21 protein-coding genes are annotated in these 22,710 nt (G+C 67.2%); 3 read left to right on the top strand and 18 right to left on the bottom strand.

Annotated elements, in window-relative coordinates; genetic code table 11:
- Positions 1-7: 7 nt before the first annotated feature.
- On the bottom strand, positions 8-412 hold the full coding sequence (locus tag ACVW17_RS37590; protein WP_456798872.1) for a DUF1127 domain-containing protein: 405 nt from the start codon (positions 410-412) through the stop codon (positions 8-10).
- 452 nt (positions 413-864) lie between these two features.
- On the opposite strand from ACVW17_RS37590, the gene ACVW17_RS37585 reads away from it, so the two are divergent.
- The 3 genes from ACVW17_RS37585 (at position 865) to ACVW17_RS37575 (ending at position 3,559) form a co-directional block, all read left to right on the top strand.
- Positions 865-1,353: a hypothetical protein gene (locus ACVW17_RS37585; protein WP_456798871.1), complete on the top strand. Its 489-nt coding sequence runs from the start codon at positions 865-867 to the stop codon at positions 1,351-1,353.
- A 153-nt stretch (positions 1,354-1,506) separates the two neighbouring features.
- A complete protein-coding gene (locus ACVW17_RS37580) occupies positions 1,507-2,199 on the top strand; it encodes a response regulator transcription factor (RefSeq protein WP_456798870.1) in 693 nt (230 codons plus the stop codon).
- A 340-nt stretch (positions 2,200-2,539) separates the two neighbouring features.
- Complete coding sequence (locus ACVW17_RS37575) at positions 2,540-3,559, top strand: sensor histidine kinase (protein ID WP_456799026.1); 1,020 nt, start codon at positions 2,540-2,542, stop codon at positions 3,557-3,559.
- Positions 3,560-3,782: 223 nt separating this feature from the next.
- Here the strand turns inward: ACVW17_RS37575 and ACVW17_RS37570 are convergent, their stop codons facing one another.
- The 17 genes from ACVW17_RS37570 to ACVW17_RS37490 form a co-directional block, all read right to left on the bottom strand.
- On the bottom strand, positions 3,783-4,409 hold the full coding sequence (locus ACVW17_RS37570) for an FMN-dependent NADH-azoreductase (RefSeq protein ID WP_456798869.1): 627 nt from the start codon (positions 4,407-4,409) through the stop codon (positions 3,783-3,785).
- A 10-nt stretch (positions 4,410-4,419) separates the two neighbouring features.
- Complete coding sequence (locus ACVW17_RS37565; protein ID WP_456749808.1) at positions 4,420-5,994, bottom strand: isochorismatase family protein; 1,575 nt, start codon at positions 5,992-5,994, stop codon at positions 4,420-4,422.
- A gap of 12 nt (positions 5,995-6,006) precedes the next feature.
- Positions 6,007-6,855 carry an MBL fold metallo-hydrolase gene (locus ACVW17_RS37560; RefSeq protein ID WP_456749807.1) on the bottom strand — a complete coding sequence of 283 codons (849 nt, stop codon included), beginning with the start codon at positions 6,853-6,855 and terminating at the stop codon, positions 6,007-6,009.
- A gap of 51 nt (positions 6,856-6,906) precedes the next feature.
- The gene (locus ACVW17_RS37555; RefSeq protein ID WP_456798868.1) at positions 6,907-7,797 is read right to left on the bottom strand and encodes an amidohydrolase family protein; all 891 of its coding nucleotides are present in this window, start codon (positions 7,795-7,797) and stop codon (positions 6,907-6,909) included.
- A complete protein-coding gene (locus ACVW17_RS37550; RefSeq protein ID WP_456798867.1) occupies positions 7,794-8,912 on the bottom strand; it encodes a vWA domain-containing protein in 1,119 nt (372 codons plus the stop codon). Before ACVW17_RS37550 ends, ACVW17_RS37555 begins: the two co-directional genes overlap by 4 nt.
- The gene (locus tag ACVW17_RS37545; RefSeq protein ID WP_021075857.1) at positions 8,909-9,790 is read right to left on the bottom strand and encodes an AAA family ATPase; all 882 of its coding nucleotides are present in this window, start codon (positions 9,788-9,790) and stop codon (positions 8,909-8,911) included. Before ACVW17_RS37545 ends, ACVW17_RS37550 begins: the two co-directional genes overlap by 4 nt.
- Before the next feature lie 9 nt (positions 9,791-9,799).
- The gene (locus ACVW17_RS37540; protein ID WP_028333322.1) at positions 9,800-10,822 is read right to left on the bottom strand and encodes a xanthine dehydrogenase family protein molybdopterin-binding subunit; all 1,023 of its coding nucleotides are present in this window, start codon (positions 10,820-10,822) and stop codon (positions 9,800-9,802) included.
- 2 nt (positions 10,823-10,824) lie between these two features.
- The gene (locus tag ACVW17_RS37535; protein WP_456798866.1) at positions 10,825-12,408 is read right to left on the bottom strand and encodes a xanthine dehydrogenase family protein molybdopterin-binding subunit; all 1,584 of its coding nucleotides are present in this window, start codon (positions 12,406-12,408) and stop codon (positions 10,825-10,827) included.
- Between the two features lie 12 nt (positions 12,409-12,420).
- Positions 12,421-12,900: a (2Fe-2S)-binding protein gene (locus ACVW17_RS37530; RefSeq protein ID WP_456798865.1), complete on the bottom strand. Its 480-nt coding sequence runs from the start codon at positions 12,898-12,900 to the stop codon at positions 12,421-12,423.
- A 5-nt stretch (positions 12,901-12,905) separates the two neighbouring features.
- Positions 12,906-13,724 (bottom strand): FAD binding domain-containing protein, encoded by an 819-nt coding sequence (locus ACVW17_RS37525; RefSeq protein ID WP_456798864.1) that lies wholly within the window; start codon positions 13,722-13,724, stop codon positions 12,906-12,908.
- A gap of 15 nt (positions 13,725-13,739) precedes the next feature.
- A complete protein-coding gene (locus tag ACVW17_RS37520) occupies positions 13,740-14,183 on the bottom strand; it encodes an SRPBCC family protein (RefSeq protein ID WP_456749801.1) in 444 nt (147 codons plus the stop codon).
- Between the two features lie 255 nt (positions 14,184-14,438).
- Entirely contained in the window at positions 14,439-14,876 is a 438-nt protein-coding gene (locus tag ACVW17_RS37515) for an SRPBCC family protein (RefSeq protein ID WP_028338488.1), read from the bottom strand.
- Positions 14,877-14,885: 9 nt separating this feature from the next.
- A complete protein-coding gene (locus ACVW17_RS37510; RefSeq protein WP_456798863.1) occupies positions 14,886-17,780 on the bottom strand; it encodes a flotillin domain-containing protein in 2,895 nt (964 codons plus the stop codon).
- A gap of 26 nt (positions 17,781-17,806) precedes the next feature.
- Positions 17,807-18,640 (bottom strand): phosphoenolpyruvate hydrolase family protein, encoded by an 834-nt coding sequence (locus ACVW17_RS37505; protein ID WP_456749798.1) that lies wholly within the window; start codon positions 18,638-18,640, stop codon positions 17,807-17,809.
- Positions 18,641-18,643: 3 nt separating this feature from the next.
- Positions 18,644-20,857: a Tm-1-like ATP-binding domain-containing protein gene (locus ACVW17_RS37500; RefSeq protein WP_456798862.1), complete on the bottom strand. Its 2,214-nt coding sequence runs from the start codon at positions 20,855-20,857 to the stop codon at positions 18,644-18,646.
- Positions 20,850-21,632, bottom strand: coding sequence for an ABC transporter ATP-binding protein (locus tag ACVW17_RS37495; protein ID WP_456798861.1), 783 nt, complete (start codon positions 21,630-21,632; stop codon positions 20,850-20,852). Before ACVW17_RS37495 ends, ACVW17_RS37500 begins: the two co-directional genes overlap by 8 nt.
- Complete coding sequence (locus tag ACVW17_RS37490) at positions 21,625-22,710, bottom strand: branched-chain amino acid ABC transporter permease (protein WP_456798860.1); 1,086 nt, start codon at positions 22,708-22,710, stop codon at positions 21,625-21,627. The genes ACVW17_RS37495 and ACVW17_RS37490 overlap by 8 nt, the downstream gene beginning before the upstream one ends.

The following is a 22,710-nucleotide window of genomic DNA, read 5'->3' as shown; positions in this document are numbered from 1 at the left end:
CCATCAGTTACATCAAGCCACGCGAGAGCCATAGGTGCGCGGTACTATCCCTGAGCCGTTCGAGAGCTCGGTCGGCCGCGATGCAGTCGATCTCGCCGGGCGTCAGGCCGATATCCATCAGCTCCCTGTCGCTCAGGTCGCGCAAGTTCACGCGCAGTCTCTTGCGTTGCCGCCAGGTGCGGACCGCACGCCAGCACCGCCGAAGTAACCCCGGGACGCTCTGCGTCGCTGCAACCGGTGGTCCGACCGCTTGCTTTTCCGAGACAGCGTCTCTCCGCGCTGCGATGGAGACATCCGGGCATGGCTCGGCCACAGCATCGCCCGTGGCGTCTTTCGCCAAGACGATGGCGCGGCTGAGCCCTGTGGCATCGCGCCCGGATTCGGATGTGAAGTTCGTCTGTTGCGGTGGCATCGCATGCTCCTGCTGGTATGCCGGCAGGAGTGTGGCCAAACAAAAGGCCCCGTCCGATGCCGGCGGGGCCTGGTGAAAGATCGCGTCGTCGAATTCCTAGCGCACGACTCCTTCCACGGCCCAGCAAGAGTGGGTCATGTTTTTACGGTTCGCGGTGCGCACGACGGTGATCATGCCGCTTGGCTATCACGGAGATCGCGCAAAATCAAGGGCTGCGCCTGCGCCACGCGCAGCCTGAAGGCGAGTGCGCCGGACTGATGCGAAGATCGCGTGGGGGTTTGAACTGGACGCGCGTGGCCGCCGCAAGCAGCAGGCTTTGCGCCGATCCTAAATCCGCTGTCAGAATCTGGCGCATTTGTCAGTTGAAGTCGGCCTCACGCTTGCGTCTTCTGAGCATCCTCTGCTTGCGGCGATGAGAGTTCGCCGCGGTCCCAATCACGGAGGATGTCTCGATGACCAACAGGCTTCTCAAATGTCTCACGGCGGCGACGCTCGCGGTCAGCGTTGCGCTTGCACCCGCAGCCCTTGCCAGAGGCGGCGGTGGTGGGGGCGCCGGACATGGCGGTGGTGGTTTCGGCGGCGGCCATGGCGGTGGCTTTGCAGGCGCCATGGGCGGCGGAATGCATGGCGGCGGCTTCGGTGGCATGCGTGGTGGCGGAATGGCGTTCGCGGCGATGGGCGGCGGCGGCCATTTTGCCGGCGGGCATTTCGGCGGCGCGCGCTTCACTGGTGCTCCCGCGTTCGGCCCGCGCTTTGCCGGCGCCGGATTCCACGGTGGACGCTTCTTCCATCACGGCGGCTTCTTCCATCACCACCGCTTCCATCGCTTCGCATTCTTCGGCGGGCCTTATGTCTATGCCGATTACTACGATGGCTGTTACCGCAGGGTATGGACGGCTTACGGGCTGCAATGGGTCAATGTGTGCGGGGACTATTGGTGATCGCCCAACCAACCGCACCGTTGTCGCGGTCGTCGCCAGGCGTTCCATCCAGCCCCGGAATGGGATAGTCTGGCGGCGGCTGTCGCGGGGCACGGGCGCTCGGAGAGTTTGCGAACTCGACAGGGTTCAAGACAACTCGGAGAGTTTTGCATAATGACCGGTGCTCACCGCCGCATTCTCGTCGTCGAGGACGATCCGGAAACCGCAGGCCAGCTCGTCGAGGAGCTCACCACCAGCGGCTACGAGGTGGACTTGGCTGCGAACGGCCGCGAGGCGCTGAGCCAGGGCGCGGCGCGCGACTATGCGGTGATCACGATCGATCGCATGCTTCCCGATATCGACGGCATCGCGGTGATGCGCCAGATGCGCGACGACGGCATCGCGGTGCCGTTCCTGATCATCAGCGCGCTCGGCGAGGTCGACGACCGCGTGCGCGGCCTGCGCGCCGGCGGCGACGACTATCTGGTCAAGCCGTTCTCCTTTGTCGAATTGCTGGCGCGGCTGGAGGCGCTGGGCCGCCGCAGCGAGACCGTCGCCAAGGAGACCATCCTGCGGGTCGGCGATCTCGCGGTCGATCTGATCGCGCGGATGGCGAGCCGCCGCGGCCGCAAGATTCCGCTGCTGCCGAAGGAATTCCAGCTGCTCGAATATCTCGCGCGCAACGAGGGCCGCGTGGTGTCGCGCGCCATGCTGTTGCAGCACGTCTGGGATCTGCACTTCGATCCCTCGACCAACATCATCGACGTCTATGTCGGGCGGGTACGCCGCAAGGTCGACGACCAGCAAGCCTATCCGCTGATCCACACCATCCGCGGCATCGGATACTGCCTCCGTGCTCCTGGCTAAGACCCTCGGGTCATCGACATTCCGCCTGGCCTTGATCGCCATCGGCGTCTTCGGCCTGATCGTGTCCGCGATCTTCGCCTACGTCTACTGGTCGACGCTGTCCTATGTGCGCGACCGGTCCGACCGAGCCATCATGACCGAGCAGGCGAGCCTCGATGAGGCCTATGCGCGGTCCGGCCGCGATGGCCTGACCGCGTTGATCGCGCAGCGCATCGCGGACAAGACCTTTGTCGACCATGTCTATCTGCTGGCCGGTCCCGGCTCCGTGGTCCTTGCCGGTAATCTCAGACAATGGCCGACGGTCAGCGTCGGGCAAGGATGGGCCGAATTTCGCGCCTCGCTGCCGGCGCTCTCTTCGGGAGCCGCGCTGGTGCGCGGCGTGACCGAGACCTTGTCAAACGGCGATCGGCTGCTGGTCGGCCGCGACATCAGCGATCTCGACGGCTTCATGACGCAGATCAGGGCGGCCGGCATCGCCGTCGTGCTGCTGATCATCGGGCTTGCGGCCGCCGCCAGCATCGGGGTCACGCGGCGAACGGTCGGCCGGATCGAGCAGATCAATGCGACCAGCCGCGCCATCATGCTGTCCGGTCTTGACCAGCGCATCCCGCTCCGCGGCAGTCACGACGAATGGGATCGCGTCGCCGAGAATCTCAATCTGATGCTGGACCGGATTCAGAGGCTGATGGGCGACGTCAAGCAGGTCGGCGAGAACATCGCCCACGACCTGCGCACGCCGTTGACCCGGATGCGCGGCCGGCTGGAGAAGGCCTATCACGCCCCGCGCAACCAGGAGGCCGATGCGGCGCTGATCGGCGACACCATCGCCGATCTCGATGCGGTGCTCGGGATGTTCGCGTCGATCACGCGGATCTCCGAGATCGAGACGCGAGCCCGCAAGGGCGCGTTCCGCACCGTCAATCTGGTCGAGATCGCCGGCGAGGTGGTCGAGCTCTACGATGCCGCGGCCGAGGAGGTCACCACCCATCTCGATCTCGCCGGCGATCCGGCCGTGCTGGTCACCGGCGACCGCGACCTGTTGTTCGATGCGATCGCCAATCTCGTCGACAACGCCATCAAGCACGGCCGCCCTGGGGGGCGGGTGACCGTGACCTGCGAGAATGACGAAGCTGGACCGTTGATTTCGATCGCCGATGACGGGCCCGGCATCCCGGCCGGGGAGCACGACCACGTCTTCAAACGTTTCTACCGGCTCGAGCAGAGCCGCTACACGCCGGGCAACGGCCTCGGCCTCAGCCTGGTCGCGGCGGTTGCAAGCCTGCACGGTGCACGGATCGAACTGCGCGACAATGCGCCGGGGCTGTTGTGCAGGCTGGTGTTTCCCGCGGCGGAGGCGTAGGGGCGCCGGCGTTGTCGCGAGAATGCGGATGTATGTCCGCCGGCCGTTGCAACAGACCTGGTGTCGTCCCGGGCAAGCGAAGCGCGACCCGGGACCCATAACCACCAATGCGCGATGCGTTTGCTGAGCTGGGGCCGCAGCTCGCTTCAACAACGCAACCCCTGTGGTTATGGGTCCCTGCTTTCGCATGCGAAAGCAGGGACGACGATGTGGTGAGAGCAGGTCAAAACCTCACCGCCATTTCCGCCAGCCGCCGATGTGCCGCCTCCCGCGCGGCGCGGATCGGCTCCGCAGGCCCGGTGGTCGGGCCGATCGGCACGAAGCGCACATCGTTGATGCCGATGAAGCGCAGCACCTCGCGCAAGTACGGCGTCGCCATGTCGATGCGGCCGCGGTTCATTCCGGTGACGAAGTCGCTGCCGCTCGCCAGGATCACGACCGTCGGACGGTCCTTGAGTAGCGGCAGGTAGCCCTGCGCCGGATCGAACCGGAAGGTCAGGCCGGGCTGGATGATGACGTCGAGCCACTGCTTCAGCCTGTAGGGAATCGAAAAATTCCACATCGGCGTCGATATCAGCACGCGGTCGGCCAGCGAGAGCCGCAGCGCGAGGCGCTCGGCGACGGCGAAGGCGTCATGCTGCGAATTGGTGAAGCTCTTGCCGCCGATCCGGGCGTACTTCGCCTCAAGCAGATACCCTTCGAATTCCGGCAGCGGCTCGCGCCACAGGTTCATCGCGTCGATCTCCCAGTCCGGCCGCGCCTCGCGGAAGCGATCGAGAAAGATCCGTGCGCCGGCCGCCGATTCCGAATCGGCGCGGGGAGAGCAGGCAAGATGCAGCAGCTTCGGCACCGCGCCTCCCTCAGCCGAGTGCCTTGATGACGGTGTCGGCGTTGGTCACGACCGAGACGTTCTGCAGCGCGAAATTGATCGCGGCGTTGTGCCAGTCGGCATTCATGGTCGAGCAGCAATCCTCCGGCACGATCATGAAATAGCCCTTGTCGGCGCCGGTGCGCGCGGTGTGCTCGACCGACATGTTGGTCCAGGCTCCGGTGTTGATGATCATGTCGCGGCCGGTCGCCTTCAGGATGGTCTCGAGCCTTGTGCCTTCCCAGGCGCTCATCCGCATCTTCTCGACCACGAAATCGCCCGGGCGCGGCTCGAGCCCGGAGACCGGCGCCGCGCCCCAGCTGCCGCGCACCATCGCCTTGCTGTCGACCAGCCCCTCGAACAGCGGTGCGTTCAAGGTGACGCCGGGCGCCCCCGGCTCGACGACGAACCAGACATGAATGATAGCGACGCCGCGTGCGCGGGCGGCCTCGGCGACACGGCGGACATTCTCGACGACATGCTGCTGGCGGGCATGTGCCGGCGCGCCGGACTCCGCGAACGCGCCGCCGTCCATGATGACGTCGTTCTGCATGTCCTGGATGATCATCGCGCAACGCTGCGGATCGATCTGCATCTCGCCGGCGGCAAGGTTGGGCGCGGACGCGGAGGACGATGCGGCACTCGCGCTGCCGCGCTTGCCGTTCATATAGGGTTCGTGGCGCGGCCCGACCTTGGTCGGGATCGCGTAGACCGAATGGGTCGCGGTGAGGTAGAGCGTGCGGAAATCGGCGCCGCCCCAGGCGAGGTTGGTGACGAGCTCTGGGAGGCGGACCTTGCCGAGCAGATGGCCATCAGGCGAATAGACCCAGACGCCGCCGGGTGCGGTGACCCAGACATTGCCGCGCTGGTCGCACTTCATGCCGTCGGGCACCCCGGGCTCGAGCTCGGAGCGGATGCCGGAGGCGAACACGCGCGGATTGCCGAGCGTACCGTCGGCGCCGACGTCGAAGGCGCGGATCAGCGCCTGTACGGTGTCGTTGACATAGAGGATGCGCTCGTCGGGCGAGAAGCACAGCCCGTTCGGCTGCTCGAACAGGTAGCGGTCGACCAGCAGTTTCGGTGCGCCGCCGCCGGGCGGGACGCGATAGACGCCCTGGAAGCCGAGCTGGCGCGGCCGCTCGACGCCATAGACCGGCATCCGGCCATACCAGGGATCGGAGAAATAGATCGCGCCCGAGGAATGGACGCAGACGTCGTTCGGGCTGTTGAGCTCCTGATTCTCGTAATGCGAAGCCACCACCTCGCGTCGCCCGTCGGGACGCTCGCGGATCAGCGACGATGTCGCATGCTCGCAGACGATCAAATTGAGGTCGGCGTCATAGGTCATGCCGTTGCATTTGTTCGACGGACGCTTGACCTCGACGACGCCGCGCCGCGCATCCCAGCGCCGGCGCACGTCGCCCGGCATGTCGGAGAACAGCAGGAAGTGATCGACCGGATGCCAGATCGGTCCTTCCGTGAAATCGAAGCCGGTGCCGACCTGGCCGACCGGCGCATAGGGATCGATCAGGTCTTCGAATTCGCTGCGCAGCGTGACATGCGTCATCGCCTCGATCCTCTACGCCGGGAACCAGTTGCGCTGCGGCAGGCTCTGCACGACAGGCCCGGGCACCTGGTCGTGCAGGCGGCCGACCACTGCGCCGCCTTCGATCTTGGCCGGGCGATCATGCACCGGCAGCAGATAACGCGAGCTACTCAGCAGCTTCTTGATCGCGGCCTTCTCGGCACGCTTGCTGGTGCCGTGATTGCCCGTCGTGCGCGGCTCGGCGTCGTGGATTTCGTTGAAGGGATTTACGATCTGGTCGTTGAAATCGTAGATCACGTCGCCGCAGATCGTCGCGATCCCGTCGGCGGTGTGGACGTGGATGTTCATCGAGCCTTCGGTATGGGCATTGGCGGCGTCGCAATAGACGCCCGGCATCAGCTCGACTGGTCCCGTGATCTCGAGGTCGAGGAAGCGCAGCGCGCTCTTGGTGTGCAGCCGGTCGATCAAATGCTTGATGTCGGGCGCGGGATATTGCGGATGCATCAGGCCGGAGACCGAATATTCCAGCTCCTTGCGGTTGAGGACGACGGTCGTGTTCATCGGGAACAGATCGTCCTTGCCGGCATGGTCGATGTGCAGATGGGTGTGGCAGACGAAGCGGACATCGCCCATCCGCACGCCGTGGCGGGCGAGCTGGTTCTCGATCATGTTCTCGTGGAACTGGAGGCCGCGCATGCCGAGCGTCTCCATGATCTGGTTGGAGCGATAGCCGGTATCGACCAGCACAGGGTAGGGGCCGCCGAGGATCAAGAAGCCGAGCGTCAGCACGCGGCGGGTGCGGCCGCAATTGTGCCCGAGCACGAGGAAGCTCGATTCCAGCTCGATATCGCCATAGTCCAGGATCTTGATCTCCAACGGCATCTCTCTCCCTCCCGATTCGTCTTCGTTGTTGTGTTCGTGTCTGCGTCGCGTCTACGGCCCCAACCGATAGACCCGCGCCGCCGTGGTGCTGAAGATCGCCTCGCGTTGTTCCGCGCTGAGCCGCTCAGTGGCCGCCTTGAAAGCATCGATGAGATCGCGGTAGCTGGTCCACAGCTTCTCGATCGGAAAATTCGAGCCGAACAGGCAGCGCTCCGCGTCGAAGATCGCGACCGCGTCCATCACGACACCGGCGATATGCGCGGGATCGTTGCGATGGATGAAGGTGCCGAGCCCGGACAGTTTCGAGACCACGTTGGGACATTGCGCGAGCCGTGCCATGCCGGGGCGCCAGGCGGCGCGGCCCTGCGGCGACAGATCCTCCAGCATGCCGGCATGCTGCAGGATGAAGGTCACGTTAGGGCAGGCCTCGGCGAGGCCTGCCGCGTCGGCCATCTGCGGCGCGAACACCTGCAGGTCGAAACTCCAGCCATAATCGGCGAGGTAGCCGATATTGCGCCGGATCACCGGATCGGTGCAGAGATCGGGACGCGCCGCGAAGCGATACAGCGGGTTGTCGTGCCAGTGCAGCTGCATGCGCACGCCGCGCACCAGCGGATAGCGCTGCAGGCGATCGAGCTGCGGGCGGACGTCGTCGACGGAGAAGTCGGCATAGGCGACGAGGGCATGCGGCCAGCCGTGCCGGTCGGCGGTCTGCTGCACCCAGGCGGCCTCGTCCTCGAAGCGGCCGTTCGGCCAGTTGGTCTGGACATAGACCGAGCGGGTGACGCCGGTGTCCTTGAGGTCGTCGAGATATTCCTGAATCGGATAGTCGCGGCGGATCGGCTCGTAGGGGCCGAAGATGCGCGGCTGCATCGGGCCGGACAGCCAGGCGAGATCGGCCTGCCGCCAGATGTGATGATGTCCGTCGACAATGCCGGTCACGCAGCTCTCCTTGTTGCAAGCGACAGCAGGTGCGCGACCACCGCCGCGCTCGATCCGCCGTCGACGAGATCATCGACGAAGCGCTGGATCGCGATCAGCGCCTCGGTTTGCGGCTTGAAGCCGGCCGCAACGGCGAGCGGCGTCAGCCAGCTCACCCGCCAGGCCCGGCGCGACAGTTTTGCGACGGCATCGCGCAGCGCGGCGGGATCGCCGCGTTCGAGGCCATCGGAGACGATCATGACCGCGGCGCCGCGGGCATAGCCGCCGAATCGCGGCACCGCGAGGAAGGCCTGCAAAGCGTCGCCAATCCGGGTGCCGCCGTCCCAGTCGCTGACCAGGAAGGATGCCGCATTCAGCGCCTGCTCGCGCCGCTTCAGCCGCAGCGCCGGCGTCACTCGCGTCAGCCTGGTGCCGAAGGTGAACACCTCGACATTGCCGGCCGCCTGCACCAGCGCGTGCGCGAGCCGCATGTTCTCCTCGGTGCGCGCCTTCATCGAGCCGGAGACGTCGATCAGGAACAGGATCTTGCGCGGGCGCCGGCGGCGGCGCATCCGGCCGAGCCGCAGCACCTCGCCGTCATTGCGCACGCTGTCACGCAGCGTGCGGCGCAGATCGGCGAACGGGCCGGAGCGCGCCCGGCGGCGGCGGTGGCCGCGCCGTCGCGGCAACCGGCGAGCGGCCTCGCGCGACAATTGGCGGAGCGGATCGCTGGTTGCACTCTGCGCAAAACGGCGCTCGACCAGCGCCTCGGCGCGCGCCGCGGCGAGACCGGATTCGTTGGCCTCATCGGCAAGCGGTGGCTCGTCCTCGCCGCGTCCTTCCTCTTGCAGGCGGACGGTCTCCTCGTCCTCGCCTTCGGTCTGCTCGATCGCCTCAGCGCCGCGGAAATGGATGTCGAACAGCCGGTCAAACGTCGCGCGGCGCTCCGGCGGTGGCGCCAATGTCGCGAGCCCGGCCCGGCGGATATGCTCCAGACTGCGCGGTCCGAGCAGCTCGATAGCGGTGAGGAAGCTCGCGGTCTGCTCCGGCGCGACCGAGAAGCTATTGGCGCGCAGCAGCGCGACAAAGGAGACGAAGATCCGCGCGGCGCGCGGCAGCTTAAGATCGTCGCTCACGCGGCGGCCTCCGCGATGATCGCATCGAGCCGCGGCGAGATGAAATGCAGATCCTCCTCGTCCTTCAGCGCGACGCCGATCGAGCGCTTGAACGCATCGGGCCAGCGCGCGCCGCCCTTGTTGAGCAGGGTCGCGGCCTCCGCCCAGTCGACCGCTTCGGCAATGCCAGGCGCCTTGCTCAGCGGCTCGCGGCGCAGCCGGCCGACGGCGGCGACCACGGCGCGAGCGGTGGCTTCCGCGACGCTGGAGGCGCGCATCATCACGATCCGCGCCTCGCGCTCGGCATTCGGATAGTCGATCCAGTGATAGACGCAGCGCCGCCGCAGCGCTTCGTGCAAATCGCGGGTCCGGTTCGAGGTCAGCACGACGACCGGATGCTCGGCGGCGCGGATCGTGCCGCGCTCCGGGATCGAGATCTGGAAGTCGGAGAGGAATTCGAGCAGGAAGGCCTCGAACTCCTGGTCGGCGCGATCGATCTCATCGATCAAGAGCACCGTCGCGTCGGGCGCGCGAAGTGCCGCCAGCATCGGCCGCTCGATCAGGAACGACTCGCCGTAGATGTCGATGCTCTCTTCGCCGGCCTGTCTAATCGCCAGCATCTGGCGCGGATAATTCCACTCGTAGAGCGCTGCGGCCGCGTCGATGCCCTCGTAGCATTGCAGCCGGATCAGCCGGCGGCCGAGCACGGCGGCGATCGCCTTTGCCGCCTCGGTCTTGCCGACCCCCGGCGCGCCCTCGAGCAGCAGCGGCTTGCCGAGCGCGAGCGAGAGATAGGACGCGGTCGCGATACCGTCGTCGGCAAGGTAATAGGCCGCACGCAGCGCCTTCTCCAGCGCCTCGGGGCTGTCGATGCCGACGATGTTGCTGCGGACCGGCATGAAGCGACCTCAGCGCCGCGGCTGCGGCCGTGCGCCGCCCTGCGCCTTGATCGCGCGAAGTACCTTCTCCGGCGTGATCGGCAGATCGTCGATCCGGACGCCCACCGCGTTGAAGATCGCGTTGGCAACCGCGGGCAGCACCGGGTTGGCGCACATCTCGCCGGGTCCCTTGGCGCCGAACGGGCCGTCGGGCGCCGGGCGTTCCAGCACCGCGATGTCGTGCGGGCAGATGTCGCCCGGTCCCGGCATCAGGTATTCGACGAAGTCGCGCGGCCCGTGCACCGGCTCCGGATAATAAGGCTCCGGCGTCTCGTAGAGCGCGTGGCTGACCCCCATCCAGGCGCCGCCGACCAGCTGCTGCTCGACCAGCCGCGGATTGAGCGCGCGGCCGAGCTCGTAGGCGGAGTCCATCCTGACCATGTCGACCTCGCCGGTCTCGTCGTCGACTTCGACCTCGGCGACCAGGCAGGCATGCGCATAGCAGGTCGCCGGCGACATCTCGCCGGTTTCGGGATCGACATCGGACAGCGGTACCAGGAAAATGCCGCGGCCCGAGATGGTCTTGCCCTGCTTGAACTGGGCGGCGATCGCGACATCCTTGGTCGAGATCGAACGATGCGGCGCACCCTTGACATGGATGTTGCCGCGGCCGTCGGTCTCGAGATCGGCAGCGTTGACCTCGAGCTCCTCGGCGGCCGCCTCCATCATCACGCCGCGCGCCTCGCGCGCCGCCGCCATCACCGCGTTGCCGACCCGATGCGTGCCGCGCGAGGCGAACGAGCCCATGCAGTGCGGCCCGGTATCGGAATCCGCGGTGTCGACATAGACGTCCTCGACCGGCACGCCGAGCGTTTCGGCGCAGATCTGCCGCGTCACCGACTTCATGCCCTGGCCGAGATCGATCGACGACAGCGCCACGGTGAACTTGCCGCTGGGGTTGGAATGCACCAGCGCCTGGCTCGGATCGCCGCCGAGATTCATGCCGATGGGATAATTGACCGACGCGATGCCGCGTCCGCGATGCCTGGTCATGGTCAGCGCCTCCTGGTGCCGAAGACGGAAGAGAAGCGGGTGGCGCCATGCGACGGCGCGCTCGGCCGCGGCGGCGAGGGCGGTGCCGGCGGTGCCGGCGGTGGCGGCTCGCGGGTGGCGGCCGGCGCGCGATCATATGTCGTGCGCTGCTGCGACGCCGCGGCCGGCGGAGCATGCGTCTCGCGCGGGGTCGGCGTCACGGCGGCGCGCGCGCCGCCTCCATCCCTGCGTGACGACATCCGCTTGAACTCATCGCGGAGTGGCCATTTCGCCTTCTCGGCCGCCACCTGTACGCACTCGATCAGCGCCGTGTTCTTGGCTTCGCGGCGATGCGCCTTCATGTCGCCGTCGCGATAGGCATTGAGGATCCGGAACTCCATCGGGTCCATGCCGACGAGATGCGCGAGCTTGTCCATCTGGCATTCGATCGCGAAGTCCATCGCGGTGACGCCGAAGCCGCGCATCGCGGTCGCGGGCGTGCGGTTGGTGAAGACGCAATAGACGTCGCCATGCACGTTCGGGATCGTGTAGGGGCCGGGCAGATGCGCGGCGCATTTCACCGCGGCATAGCTCGACAGCCTTGTATAGGCGCCGCTGTCGAAATAGGCGCGCACCTTGCGGGCGACGACCCGGCCGTCGCGCATCACGCCGTCCTTGATGTAGATGCGCTCCGCGCCGCGCGGCGGGCCGTACTGCATCTCCTCCTCGCGCCCGAACACGTAGCGCACGGGACGCCCGGTCAGCATTGCGCCGAGGATGCAGAGCGGCTCGGTCAGCGTGTCGACCTTGCCGCCGAACCCGCCGCCGACCGTGCCGCCGATGAAGTGGAAGGTGTTGGACGGCACGTCGAGGATTTTTGCGCAAGTATCGACCGAGAAGAACAGCGCCTGCGTCGAAGTGTAGACGATGTAGCGGCCGTTGGTGTCGGGCGCCGCGATCGAGCCGTTGGTTTCGGTCGGCGCGTGCTCGATCGGCGACATCTGGTAGCGCTGCTCCAGCACGTGGTCGGCGGTGGCCAGCGCGCGATCCGCATCGCCGAATCGCAGTTGCTGGCGATCATAGGTTTCGTGATAGGTGAAGGTGTTCTTCGGATAGACCTCGTTGACGACGGGTGCGCCCGGTTTCAGCGCGTCCTCGACGTCGAACACCGCCGGCAGCGGTTCATAGTCGATCTTGACCTTGGCGATGGCCTTATAGGCCTCGCGCGGGCTGTCGGCGACGATGGCGACGATCGGCTCGCCCTTGTAGCGCACCTTGTCGACCGCCAGCGACGGCTCGTCGTCCTTGCCGAAATTGATCAGCGAGAGCAGCGTGTTCAGATTGCGCGGCACATCGGAGGCACGGATCACGCGCCGCACGCCCTGCGACCGTTCGGCCTCGGAGGTGTCGATCCGGCGCAGCCTTGCGTGCGGATGCGCACTGCGGACCACCTTCAGATGCAGCATGCCTTGCAGCTTGTGGTCGTCGAAATAGGGCGAGGTGCCGGTGACATGGCCGAGCATGTCCTGGCGCTGCGTGCCCTTGCCGATCTCCTTCAGGTTGTCGTCGCGTTCGTCGGCGAAGATGTCCTTGCGCAATTCCAGCATGGCACTGTTCCCTTACGCGCGAGCCTGGCCGCCGGACGCGGCAGCCAGCACGGCGTTGATGATCGGCTCATAGCCGGTGCAGCGGCAGATATTGCCCGAGATCGCCTCGACCACTTCGGCGCGGCTCGGCTGCGGATTGCGGTCGAGCAGCGCTTTCGCGGCCATCAGCATGCCCGGCGTGCAATAGCCGCACTGCGCGGCGAAATTGTCGGCGAAGGCGCGCTGCAGCGGGTGCAGATTGGGACCGTCCTTGATGCCGTCGAGCGTCTCGACTGAGCGGCCGGCGACCGCCTCCGCCAGCGTCAGGCAGGAGAGATGCAGTTCGCCGTCGATCAAGACGCTGCAGGTGCCGCAGCCGCCCTGGCCGCAGCCGAATTTCGGCGTCATGTCGCCGATCAGCTCGCGCAGCGCGACCAGCAGGTTGGTGCCGCCGTCGACGAAGATCGCGACGTCGCGGCCGTTGTGCTGAAATTGAAGGGCAGTCTTGGCCATCGCGATTACTCCTGGCCCGATAACAGGCGGCGGAGATGCACGCCGACGATCTCGCGGCGATACCAGGCGCTGGCGAGCGCATTGTCGCCGGGCGACGTACCCTCGACGGCCGCTGTCGCCGCTGCACCGATCGTCGAGGCGTCGAGCGACCGTCCTTCCAGCGCGCGTTCGGCGGCGCGGGCGCGGATCGGCGTCGGCGCCATCGATCCGAGCGCGACGCGGGCGCCGACGATCCGGCCGCCGTTGAGGGGCAGATGCGCCGCCAGTGTGATCACCGCGCCGCCCTTGGGCTTGATGCGCGCGATCTTGCGGTAGCGGAACGCATCGGCGCTGCCAGGCCTGGCGAAGGAGATCGCCAGCACCAGCGCGCCGGTCTGCCGGTCGCGCGATTGCAGGAATTCGTCGATCGGGATCTCGCGGCCGCCGAGCCCGCCCTGCACCGACACCATGGCGTCGAGCGCGAGCATCGCGACCGTGAAGTCGCCGTACGGCACCGGCGCGAACAGATTGCCGCCGACCGTGCCCATGTTGCGTACCGCCGGCCCGCCGATCGAGCGGGCAGGGCCGTGCAGGAAGGCGAGATCGCGTTCGGCCAGGATGCGGGCAAAGGTGACGCCGGCACCGAGCGTGATCCGCGAGCCGGTCGCGTCGATCCGCGTCATCGCCAGGTCGCTGGCGCGCACGACGGTCGAGATCGAGATGTCGCCCTCGTTCAGCGCCCGCATCACCAGCGTGCCGCCGCCGAGATAGCGGGCGCTGCGATCCGACGACAGTGCTGCTGCGGCGTCGTGGGTGCTGGTGAAAGTCTTCACCGTGACTGGCATGATGTTTGTCCCCGCTTACGCGGCCTCCGTCAGATGCCGGCGGATGGCCTCAAAGCCGGCTTGGTAGATATCTTCTGAGACCATCTGCGTGATGCGATCCCTGTCCTCGGTGCGCGTCGTGAAGCGTGATTCCCAGTGCCAGAAGGTGCGGTCGCCGTCTGTGACCGGGAGCAGGCGGACATGCGCCACGTAGTTGAACATCGGGATCGGCGTATCGAGCAGGCAGTAGCTGAAGCTCTGTTCCAAGTCGGACAGCGCCAGCAGCTGCTCGCGCAGCTCGGCGCCGTCCTTCAGCTTGAAGCGCCTGACGCAGCCGATCTTGTCGGAGGGCTGCGCGCGCTCGATGCCGCTGCTCGCGACCGCCGGGTGCCAGCGGTCATGGCCATTGAAATCGCGCAGCACGGCCCACACCGCATCGGTCGGTGCATTCAGGATCGTGCTTTTGACGATATGCGGCACGGCTACTCCCCGAGAGATATAGTTCTAACGCGCAGCTCGTCGCGTTTTACCTCGCCCCGCAAGCGGGGCGAGGTCGGAATCTGCGCGACGCGCAGATTCCGGGTGAGGGGGACTCTCCACGAGTCCAACTGCGACCGTCTCCGCGGAGATTCCCCCTCACCCCAACCCTCTAAGAGCGAGCTTCGCTCGTCTCGACCCCGCAAGCGGGGCGAGTGGGTGGAAAGCGCATCGCTCGTAGCCGTTGCGATCACGTCTTCAGCCCCCGAATGCCCGCTTCAGCGCGTCGAAGCCGCCCTGGAACACGCCGCCGCCGATATTGTTGACGAGCTCGGTCTCGCGCTCCGGCGCGCAGTCGAACTCGGCAGTCCATTCCAGGAACGTCTGGTCGCCATCGGTGACCGGCGTCAGCCGCAAGGTCGCGACGTAATTCTCGACGCCCATCGGCGATTCCAGGATCGAGTAGGTGCAGAACATGTCGTAGTCGGACAGCCCCAGCAGCTTCTCCCGGATCCGGTCACCGTTGCGCAGGCGAAAGTCCCTGACGCAGCCGATCTTGTCGGAGGGCTCGCCGCCCTCGATCCGGCTTTCCGCGATCGCGGGATGCCAGTTCGGCAGCCCGTTGAAATCGCGCACGCGAGCCCAGACCCGGTCATTGCGGGCATTGACGACGGTCGAGACGTAAACCCGTGCCATGGCGTCAGCTCAGTCCTTCTTGCGCGGCGTGCGCTCAGGGCGCGCCGGCTCGCCGCCGCCCTCGGTTGCTGCCGGCTTGGGATCGCCGCCGCCCTTGCGTGCTGAGTCCTTGATACCCTGCATGTCGCGGGCCTCGCGGATCAGGCCGGGCATTTTGGCGAGGCTGCCGCCCTCGACGCCGATGTCCGACAGGATCGAGTCGATCAGTGGCGCCTGCACGCGGTAGCGCAGTGCCGAATCGATCACCTCGTCGGTGGCGCTGCGTCCGGTGCCGTTGCCATGTCCGTTGCCGTTGAGGCCGTCGACCTGGAGGATGCGGATGCCCTCGATCTTCTCCATCGGCTTGACGCTCTCGCGCACGATGCCCTCGATGCGGTCGAGCAGCTTGCGGCGGAACAGCGAGTAGCGCGCCTGGTCGGTCAAGACATTCTCGGCCTCGTTGAGCAATCGCTGCGCCTCGGCCTCGACCGCGGCGCGGACGCGTTCGGCTTCGGCGGCGATCCTGGTCTCCTCGGCCTGCTTCTCGGCCAGCAGCACCTCGACCGTCTTGCGCCGCTTGGCGATCTCGCTTTCGCGCGCGGTGACGACGCGTTCGGCTGCTTCGGTGGCGCGGATCCGGGCGTCCTCGGCCGCGGCGCGCGCCGCGGACTCTTCCAACGACTTCTGATGCAGCGCGATGGCCTTCTCCATCAGCGCGGTCTCGACGTCCTTTTCGCGGTTGACCTCGAGCTTGCGCAGCTCGCGTTCGCGGCCGATGCGGGCCTCGTCCAGACCCCGGTCCGATGCGATCCGGGCGCGTTCGACCTCCTCGCGCGCGGCGATCTCGGCCTCCTGCAGCGACTGGTTGCGGGCGACTTCGAGCTGCTCGATCGCGCGGCGCCGCGCGATCCGGGCTGCCTCCAGCGCCTGCTCGCGCGAGACGTCTGTCGTGTCGACCTCCTTGCGCGCCACAATCTCGGCCTGCCGCACCTGCCGGTCGGCATCGATCCGCTCCGAGCGCTTGGCGGCGAGCGCGATCACGCGCTCCTCGTCGGCGAGCTCGATCGTCTTCTTCTGGTCGATGTTGAGCACTTCGCGGGTACGCGAGGAGGCGATCCGCTCGCTTTCCAGCGCCAGCTCGACATCGATGCGCTGCCGCTCGATCGCGTCGCGGCGCTTCAGCTCGGCGGCCTCGATCGCTTCGGTGCGTTCGATCTCGAGCCCGCGGGTCTCGCGCTCGGCGCGGATGCGCTGCGCGGCGACCGACTTCTCCTGCGAGATCCGCGCCGCCTCGATTGCTTCGCGCGAGGCGATGTCGGCCTCCTCGATCGCGCGGCTGCGGGCGATTTCGAGCGCGCGGACGTGCTCTTCCTGGGCGATCCGCGACGCCTCGGTGGCCTCGCGGGCGCTGATGCCGGCGATCTCGACGGCCTGGTTGCGCTCGATCTCGAGCTTGCGGGTGGTGTGGTCGGCGGCGATGCGCTCGGCCGCCAGTGTCTTCTCGCGGGCAATGCGGGCGGCCTCCACCGCCTTCTGCGCCTCGATCTCGGCTTCCTGGATGGTGCGCACCTGCTGGATTTCCAGTGCGCGCGTGCGCTCATCCGAGGAGATGCGCTCGACATTGACCGTCATGGTCTGGGCGATGCGCGCCTTCTCGGTGGCCTCGCGGGCGGCGATCTCGGCCTCGTCGACGGCGCGGGTCCGCTCGATCTCGCGGCGGCGGGTCTCTTCCTCATTGGCGATGCGGGCGTCGGTGACGACGCGATCCTGCTGGATGCGGGCCTTCTCGATCGCCTCGCGGGCGGCGATCTCGGCCTCCTCGACCGTGCGCATCCGCTCGATCTCGCGCTGGCGGACTTCGCGCTCGGACGCGATGCGCGTGGTGTCGACCGAACGCTGGTTGGCGATCCGGACCTTCTCGATCTCCTCGCGAGCCAGCAGCTCCTTCTCCTCGACCGCGCGGGTCCGTTCGATCTCCTTGTGCCTGGTCTCGCGCTCCGAGGCGATCCTGGCTTCGGTGATCGCCTGCTCATTGGCGATGCGCGCCTTCTCGATGGCTTCGCGGGCGGCGATCTGGGCCTGCTCGGACTCGGTCTCGCGCAGCGCGCGCTCGCGGGCGACCTCGGTGCGCTGCAGGGCGCGGCGCATCTCGATGTCGCGCTCCTGCTCGAGGCGGGCGGTCTCGCTCTCGCGCTCGATCTCCAGCGCCTGCCGCTCGGCTTCCAGATTGCGGGAGCGGATCTTGATCATCGAGTCCTGCTCGATGTCGTTGCGCAGCTTGCGCTTGGCCTCGATGTCCTCCATCAGGCGGGTCAAGCCTTCGGCGTCGAACCGGTTCGAGGGATTGAAATATTCGAGGTCGGTCTGGTCGAGATCGGTGATCGCGACGGATTCCAGCTCGAGGCCGTTCTGCGCCAGCGCCTCCGCGGCATTGGCCTTGACCCGCGCGACATAGTCGCCACGCTGCTCGTGCATCTGCTCCATCGTCATTTCCGAGGCGACCGAGCGGATCGCGGAGATGAACTTGCCGGAGAGCAGGGTGTGGAGCTGCCCGGGCTCCATGGTGCGGCGGCCGAGCGTAGCGGCGGCGATCGAGACCGCCTCGCGGGTCGGCTGGACCCGGACGTAGAAGTCGGCCTCGATGTCGACGCGCATGCGGTCGCGGGTGATCACCGCGTCCTGCCGCGAGCGCACGATCCCCATCGGCAGCACGTTCATGTTGACAGGCGTGTAGTCGTGGATGAACGGCAGCACGAAGGCGCCGCCATTGATCACCACGCGCTCGCCCATGAAACCGGTGCGGACGAAGGAGACCTCCTTCGACGAGCGATGGTACAGCCAGTTCACGACATAGACGATGATGACGATCGCGACGATTGCGACGATGAGCCAGAGGATCAATTCACCGACCAGCATCCCCGACATCTCTTCCTCCCTTGGTCACGGCGGCTCTAGCGCGCGCCGATCGCCTTGAATTTGCGAACCTGTTCCGTCAGCGCCCGTTCCACCGGGAGGCGCTCCATCGAGGAGGCTCCGTAGAAGCCGTGGCAGTTGCGGGTTTGCTTTATGATGAAATCGGCATCCGCCGGGTCCGCGATCGGACCGCCATGCGCGAGCACGATGATCTTGGAGTTGACGCTGAGCGCGGCCTCGGCCCAGGCCTCGATGCGGGCAGGGCAGTCCTCGAGCTTCAAGGCGGTCTGCGCGCCGATCGTGCCGCCGGTGGTCAGGCCCATGTGGCAGACGATGATGTCGGCGCCGGCGATCGCCATCGCGGTCGCCTCCTGCTCGCTGAACACATAGGGCGTGGTCAGCATGTTCTTGTCATGCGCCTTCGCGATCATGTCGATCTCGAGCGCGTAGGACATGCCGGTTTCTTCAAGGTTGGCGCGGAAGGTGCCGTCGATCAGGCCGACGGTCGGGAAGTTCTGCACGCCGGCGAAGCCGAGCGCCTTGAGCTGGTCGAGGAACACATCCATGTCGCGGAACGGGTCGGTGCCGTTGACGCCGGCGAGCACCGGCGTGTTGGTCACGACCGGCAAGACCTCGCCGGCCATTTCGACAACGATGGCGTTGGCATCGCCATAGGGCATGAGGCCGGCGAGCGAACCGCGGCCGGCCATGCGGTAACGGCCGGAATTGTAGATCACGATCAGGTCGACGCCGCCAGCCTCCTCGCATTTCGCCGACAGTCCGGTGCCGGCGCCACCGCCGACGATCGGCTCGCCGCGTGCGATCATGGCGTGAAACTTCTTCAACAGCGCCGCGCGTTCAAACCTGGCCATGGGTCACCTCGCCACTCTCCGCCGACCACCGGCGCGTCCGAGCAGCGGACGAAATGCGCTGACGACGGCGGCGGTGAACTCGGGATCGTTGATGTTGCGCTTGACGCGGATGATCTGCCGGTTGCCGGTCTGGCGCACGGTGCGCTCCAGCGCGTGGAACAGCGCAGCGTCCGCGTCCGGGTCCCAGAACGGCTGGCCCGGCGCATCGAGCGCCGAGACGCCGCCCTCGGACAGGAAGAAGCGCACCGGTCCGTCCATCTGGTTGAGCCGCTCGCCGATCCAGCGGCCGATGCGCTCGTTCTCTTCCGGCGTGGTCCGCATCAACGTGACCTGCGGATTGTGGACATGGAATTTGCGCTGCCGGTAGCGCTCCGGGATCGTCTCGGGCGCGCCGAAGTTGACCATGTCCAGCGCGCCGACCGAGCCGACATAGGGCACGCGGCTGCGGATGATGGCGCCGAAGCGATCCTCGGTCGCCGGGAACACGCCGCCCATCAGCAGGTCGCAGACCTCGGTCGTAGTGAGATCGATGACGCCGGCGAGCTGGCCGGACTCGACCAGCTTCTCCATCGAGCGGCCGCCGACACCGGTGGCGTGGAACACGAGGCACTCGAAATCCTCGCGCAGCTCGGCCGCGATCTTCTGCACCGCCGGCGTGGTGACGCCGAACATGGTGATGCCGATGGAGGGAAGCTGCGTGCCTGTGTCACGTTGCTTGCTCGTCTGTTCGTCGAGCCGCGCCCTGACCATGCCGACCAGCGCATGGGCGCCGTTACCGAGCACCGTGCGCGAGATCGAGTTGAGGCCTTGCACGTCGGTCACAGAATACATCATGGTGATGTCGGCAGGGCCGACATAGGGACCGACGTCGCCTGATGCGACCGAGGAGATGATGAGTTTCGGCACGCCGACCGGAAGCGCGCGCATGCCCGGCGCGACCAGCGACGCGCCGCCGGAGCCGCCGGCGGCGATGATGCCGGCGATATTGCCCTGACGGCGCAGCCAGCGCTCGAACGCGTCCGCCATCGCCGTGACCGAAGCGCCGCGATCGGTGCCGAACACACCAGCGCCACCGCGGCCATGGTTCAGCGCGATCTCCTGCGCGGTGACGTCGCAGCTCGCCGCCTTGCCGCTGGTCGAGACGTCGACCAGCCGGGTGCGCAGACCGCTGCCGGCAATGATGTCGCGGATGAAACGCAGCTCCGCACTCTTGGTGTCGAGCGTGCCGACGACCAGCACGACGGGCGGCCCCGATGCTTTCGACGTCGCGGGTTCGCGCCGGGTGCGGGTGGCCTCTTCAAGCCGTGTCACTCCGGCGGACTGCGTCCGCGCGGCGGCCTCGATGCGGGCGATCGGCACCGGCTGCGACCAGCGCGTCGGCAGCACGGGATTGGAGACGTAGACTCGGACCGGCCCCTTGCGTTCCGGCTGCGGCGGCGCACCGGCGGCTTCGGCTTTCGCCGGCGTCGCCTTGGCATCGGTCTCATCCGAGCCATGGGTACCGACGCCGAGCAACCGCTGCTGCAACTCGCGGTCGGTCGCAAGACGCGCGGAGTCGATGATGCGATTGATGCGGCCATTGACCATGATGGCGACGTTGCGCGACACCGCCGTCGCGACGCCGATGTTCTGCTCGATGACCAGAACGGAGATGTCGCCTTCGTCGCCGAGGCGCAGCAGCATCTCCTCGACCTGGGCGACGATCACGGGCGCAAGACCCTCGGTCGGCTCGTCCATGATCAGGAGCTGCGGATTGGTCAGCAATGCGCGGGAGATCGCCAGCATCTGCTGCTCGCCGCCGGAGAGCTGATTGCCGCCGTTGGTCTTGCGCTCGGCAAGGCGCGGGAAGGTGTCGTAGATGCGCTCGATGGTCCAGGCACCCCGGCGCAGGCCGCCGGCCAGCGCAAGATGTTCGTCGACCGTCAGCGATCGCCACAGCCGGCGGCCTTGCGGCACGTAGCCGACGCCGAGCCGGGCGATCCGCGCCGGATTCAGCCGCGTGACCTCCTCGCCGCGGATCCGGATCGAGCCGCCACTGGCGCGCACCAGCCCCATGATGGCCTTGCACAGCGTGGTCTTGCCCATGCCGTTGCGGCCGACCACCGAGAACACGCCGGAGTCCAGCGTGAGATCGACGCCCTGCAGCGCGTGGGAATGGCCGTAGTAGACGTCGAGACCCTTGACCTCGAGGGCGGGTGCGGCGCGGCGGTCATTCATGGCCGCCTCCGAGATAAAGCTCCTGCACCTCGGGATCGGATTCGATCTCGCGCGGCAGGCCTTCCTTGAAGATGCGGCCGTTGTGCATCATCGTCACGCTCTCGACGACGCGCAGCGCGACGTCCATATCGTGTTCGATGATGATGTAGCCGATATGCGCGGGCAGCGAGGTCAGGATATCGATCAGCTCGCGCCGCTCGGTCGGCGACAGTCCCGCGGCGGGTTCGTCGAACAGGATGAAGCGCGGCGCGCCGGCCAGCGCCAGCGCGATCTCGAGCTGGCGCTGCTGGCCGTGCGCGAGCTCGGCGACGCGCTGGTCCTTCACACCAGAGAGGTGCACGGCCTGCACCAGCGTTTCGGTCGCGTGCATCAGCGCGTCGTTCTGTCCCGGCCGCAGCAACGAAAACCGTCCGCGCGAGACGCCGCGGCAGGCGAGGTAGACGTTGTCCTGCACGGTGAGGCCGGGGAACAGCGCCGAGATCTGGTAGGTGCGGCGCAAGCCGCGGCGGATGCGCTCATAGGGCGGGAACTGGGTGATGTCCTCGCCGAAGAAGCGGATGGTGCCGGAGGAGGGCGGGAAGTCGCCGGTGATGCAGTTGAACAGTGTGGTCTTGCCGGCACCGTTCGAGCCGAGCACCGCGCGGCGTTCGCCGGGGCGCACGGTGATGGTGATATCGGTCAACGCCGCCAACGCGCCGAACAGCCGGGTCACGCCGCGCAGCTCCAGCGCGGCACCGGCGCCGACCACGGACAGCCGCTGCGCGACACTATCCATGGCGGCCTCCGCCCGAACGTTGCGTCGAGGATGCGTGGCGCCGCCGCCAGCGTTCCCACAGCCCGATCACGCCGTCGGACGACCAGAACACGATGGCGAGGAAGCCAAGCCCGATCAAGAGGCGGAAGCGGTTGCCGTCGAGCCCGAACTTGATCAGCACGTCGAGCGCGAAGGTGCGCAGCAGGACGAAGATCAGCGCGCCGATGAACGGGCCGATCGGTCGCGTGATGCCGCCGACCACGGCGATGATCAGCACGTCGATGCAGGCGCCGACGCTGACCGAGCCGGGCGAGATCTGGCGGTAGTTCCAGACCTGCAGCACGCCACCGAGCGCGGCGATGAAGGCGGCGAAGGCGTAGGCCGCGACGCGGTGCGCATTGGGATTGAAGCCGAGTGCAGCCATGCGGCGGGAATTGTCGCGCACGCCCTGCAGCGCGAGGCCGAACGGCGCGCGCGAGACATACTGGACGGCGAAATAGCAGATCGCGGCGACGCCGAGCGTCACATAGTAGAAGGCGATGTCGCCGCGCCAGTCGACGCCCCAGAACTGCGGCGTTGCGACGGTGTTGATGCCGGTGTGGCCGTTGAAGATCGCCCAGTTCTGGTTGGTGAAGTAGTAGAACGCCGCGCCGATCGCCAGCGTGATCATGATGGTGTAGATGCCCTCGGTGCGCACCGCGAGCGCGCCGCCGAGCGTGCCGAACAGCGTCGCCAGCGCCAGCGCCATCGGCGTTGCCAGCCACCACGGCCAACCCAGGCTGATATTGGCGTTGCCGCTGACGCCGAACACCGCGACCATGTAGCCGGCGAAGCCCGCGATGGTGAGCTGCATCAGGCTGACCATGCCGCCATAGCCGGCGAGGAACATCAGGCTGAGCGCGATGATGCCGAGGATCAGCGTGGTGGCGAAGATCTCGATCAGGAAGAAGCCGTTGGCGATCAGCGGCATGATCACGAGGATCAGCGCCACCAGCCAGGCCGCAGGGTTCTGGAATTCCGGCCAGGCGCGGATCAGCGCGCGGCGGGGCGTGCTGGTGGACGGATCGGGGCGGAACTGGGTGCTCTGCAGCAACGACAT

The organism is Bradyrhizobium sp. USDA 4473, from assembly GCF_054063335.1.
The sequence above is the reverse complement of the archived record's forward strand: the minus strand, read 5'-3'. Positions and strand labels throughout refer to the sequence as shown.

Coding starts and splice junctions, on each gene's coding strand:
- ACVW17_RS37590 (WP_456798872.1), bottom strand. CDS start 412: ATGCCACCGCAACAGACGAACTTCACATCCGAATCCGGGCGCGATGCC.
- ACVW17_RS37585 (WP_456798871.1), top strand. CDS start 865: ATGACCAACAGGCTTCTCAAATGTCTCACGGCGGCGACGCTCGCGGTC.
- ACVW17_RS37540 (WP_028333322.1), bottom strand. CDS start 10,822: ATGACCAGGCATCGCGGACGCGGCATCGCGTCGGTCAATTATCCCATC.
- ACVW17_RS37530 (WP_456798865.1), bottom strand. CDS start 12,900: ATGGCCAAGACTGCCCTTCAATTTCAGCACAACGGCCGCGACGTCGCG.
- ACVW17_RS37490 (WP_456798860.1), bottom strand. CDS start 22,710: ATGTCGTTGCTGCAGAGCACCCAGTTCCGCCCCGATCCGTCCACCAGC.
- ACVW17_RS37565 (WP_456749808.1), bottom strand. CDS start 5,994: ATGACGCATGTCACGCTGCGCAGCGAATTCGAAGACCTGATCGATCCC.
- ACVW17_RS37515 (WP_028338488.1), bottom strand. CDS start 14,876: ATGGCACGGGTTTACGTCTCGACCGTCGTCAATGCCCGCAATGACCGG.
- ACVW17_RS37505 (WP_456749798.1), bottom strand. CDS start 18,640: ATGGCCAGGTTTGAACGCGCGGCGCTGTTGAAGAAGTTTCACGCCATG.
- ACVW17_RS37495 (WP_456798861.1), bottom strand. CDS start 21,632: ATGGATAGTGTCGCGCAGCGGCTGTCCGTGGTCGGCGCCGGTGCCGCG.
- ACVW17_RS37545 (WP_021075857.1), bottom strand. CDS start 9,790: ATGCCGGTCCGCAGCAACATCGTCGGCATCGACAGCCCCGAGGCGCTG.
- ACVW17_RS37560 (WP_456749807.1), bottom strand. CDS start 6,855: ATGCCGTTGGAGATCAAGATCCTGGACTATGGCGATATCGAGCTGGAA.
- ACVW17_RS37580 (WP_456798870.1), top strand. CDS start 1,507: ATGACCGGTGCTCACCGCCGCATTCTCGTCGTCGAGGACGATCCGGAA.
- ACVW17_RS37535 (WP_456798866.1), bottom strand. CDS start 12,408: ATGCTGGAATTGCGCAAGGACATCTTCGCCGACGAACGCGACGACAAC.
- ACVW17_RS37500 (WP_456798862.1), bottom strand. CDS start 20,857: ATGAATGACCGCCGCGCCGCACCCGCCCTCGAGGTCAAGGGTCTCGAC.
- ACVW17_RS37525 (WP_456798864.1), bottom strand. CDS start 13,724: ATGCCAGTCACGGTGAAGACTTTCACCAGCACCCACGACGCCGCAGCA.
- ACVW17_RS37510 (WP_456798863.1), bottom strand. CDS start 17,780: ATGTCGGGGATGCTGGTCGGTGAATTGATCCTCTGGCTCATCGTCGCA.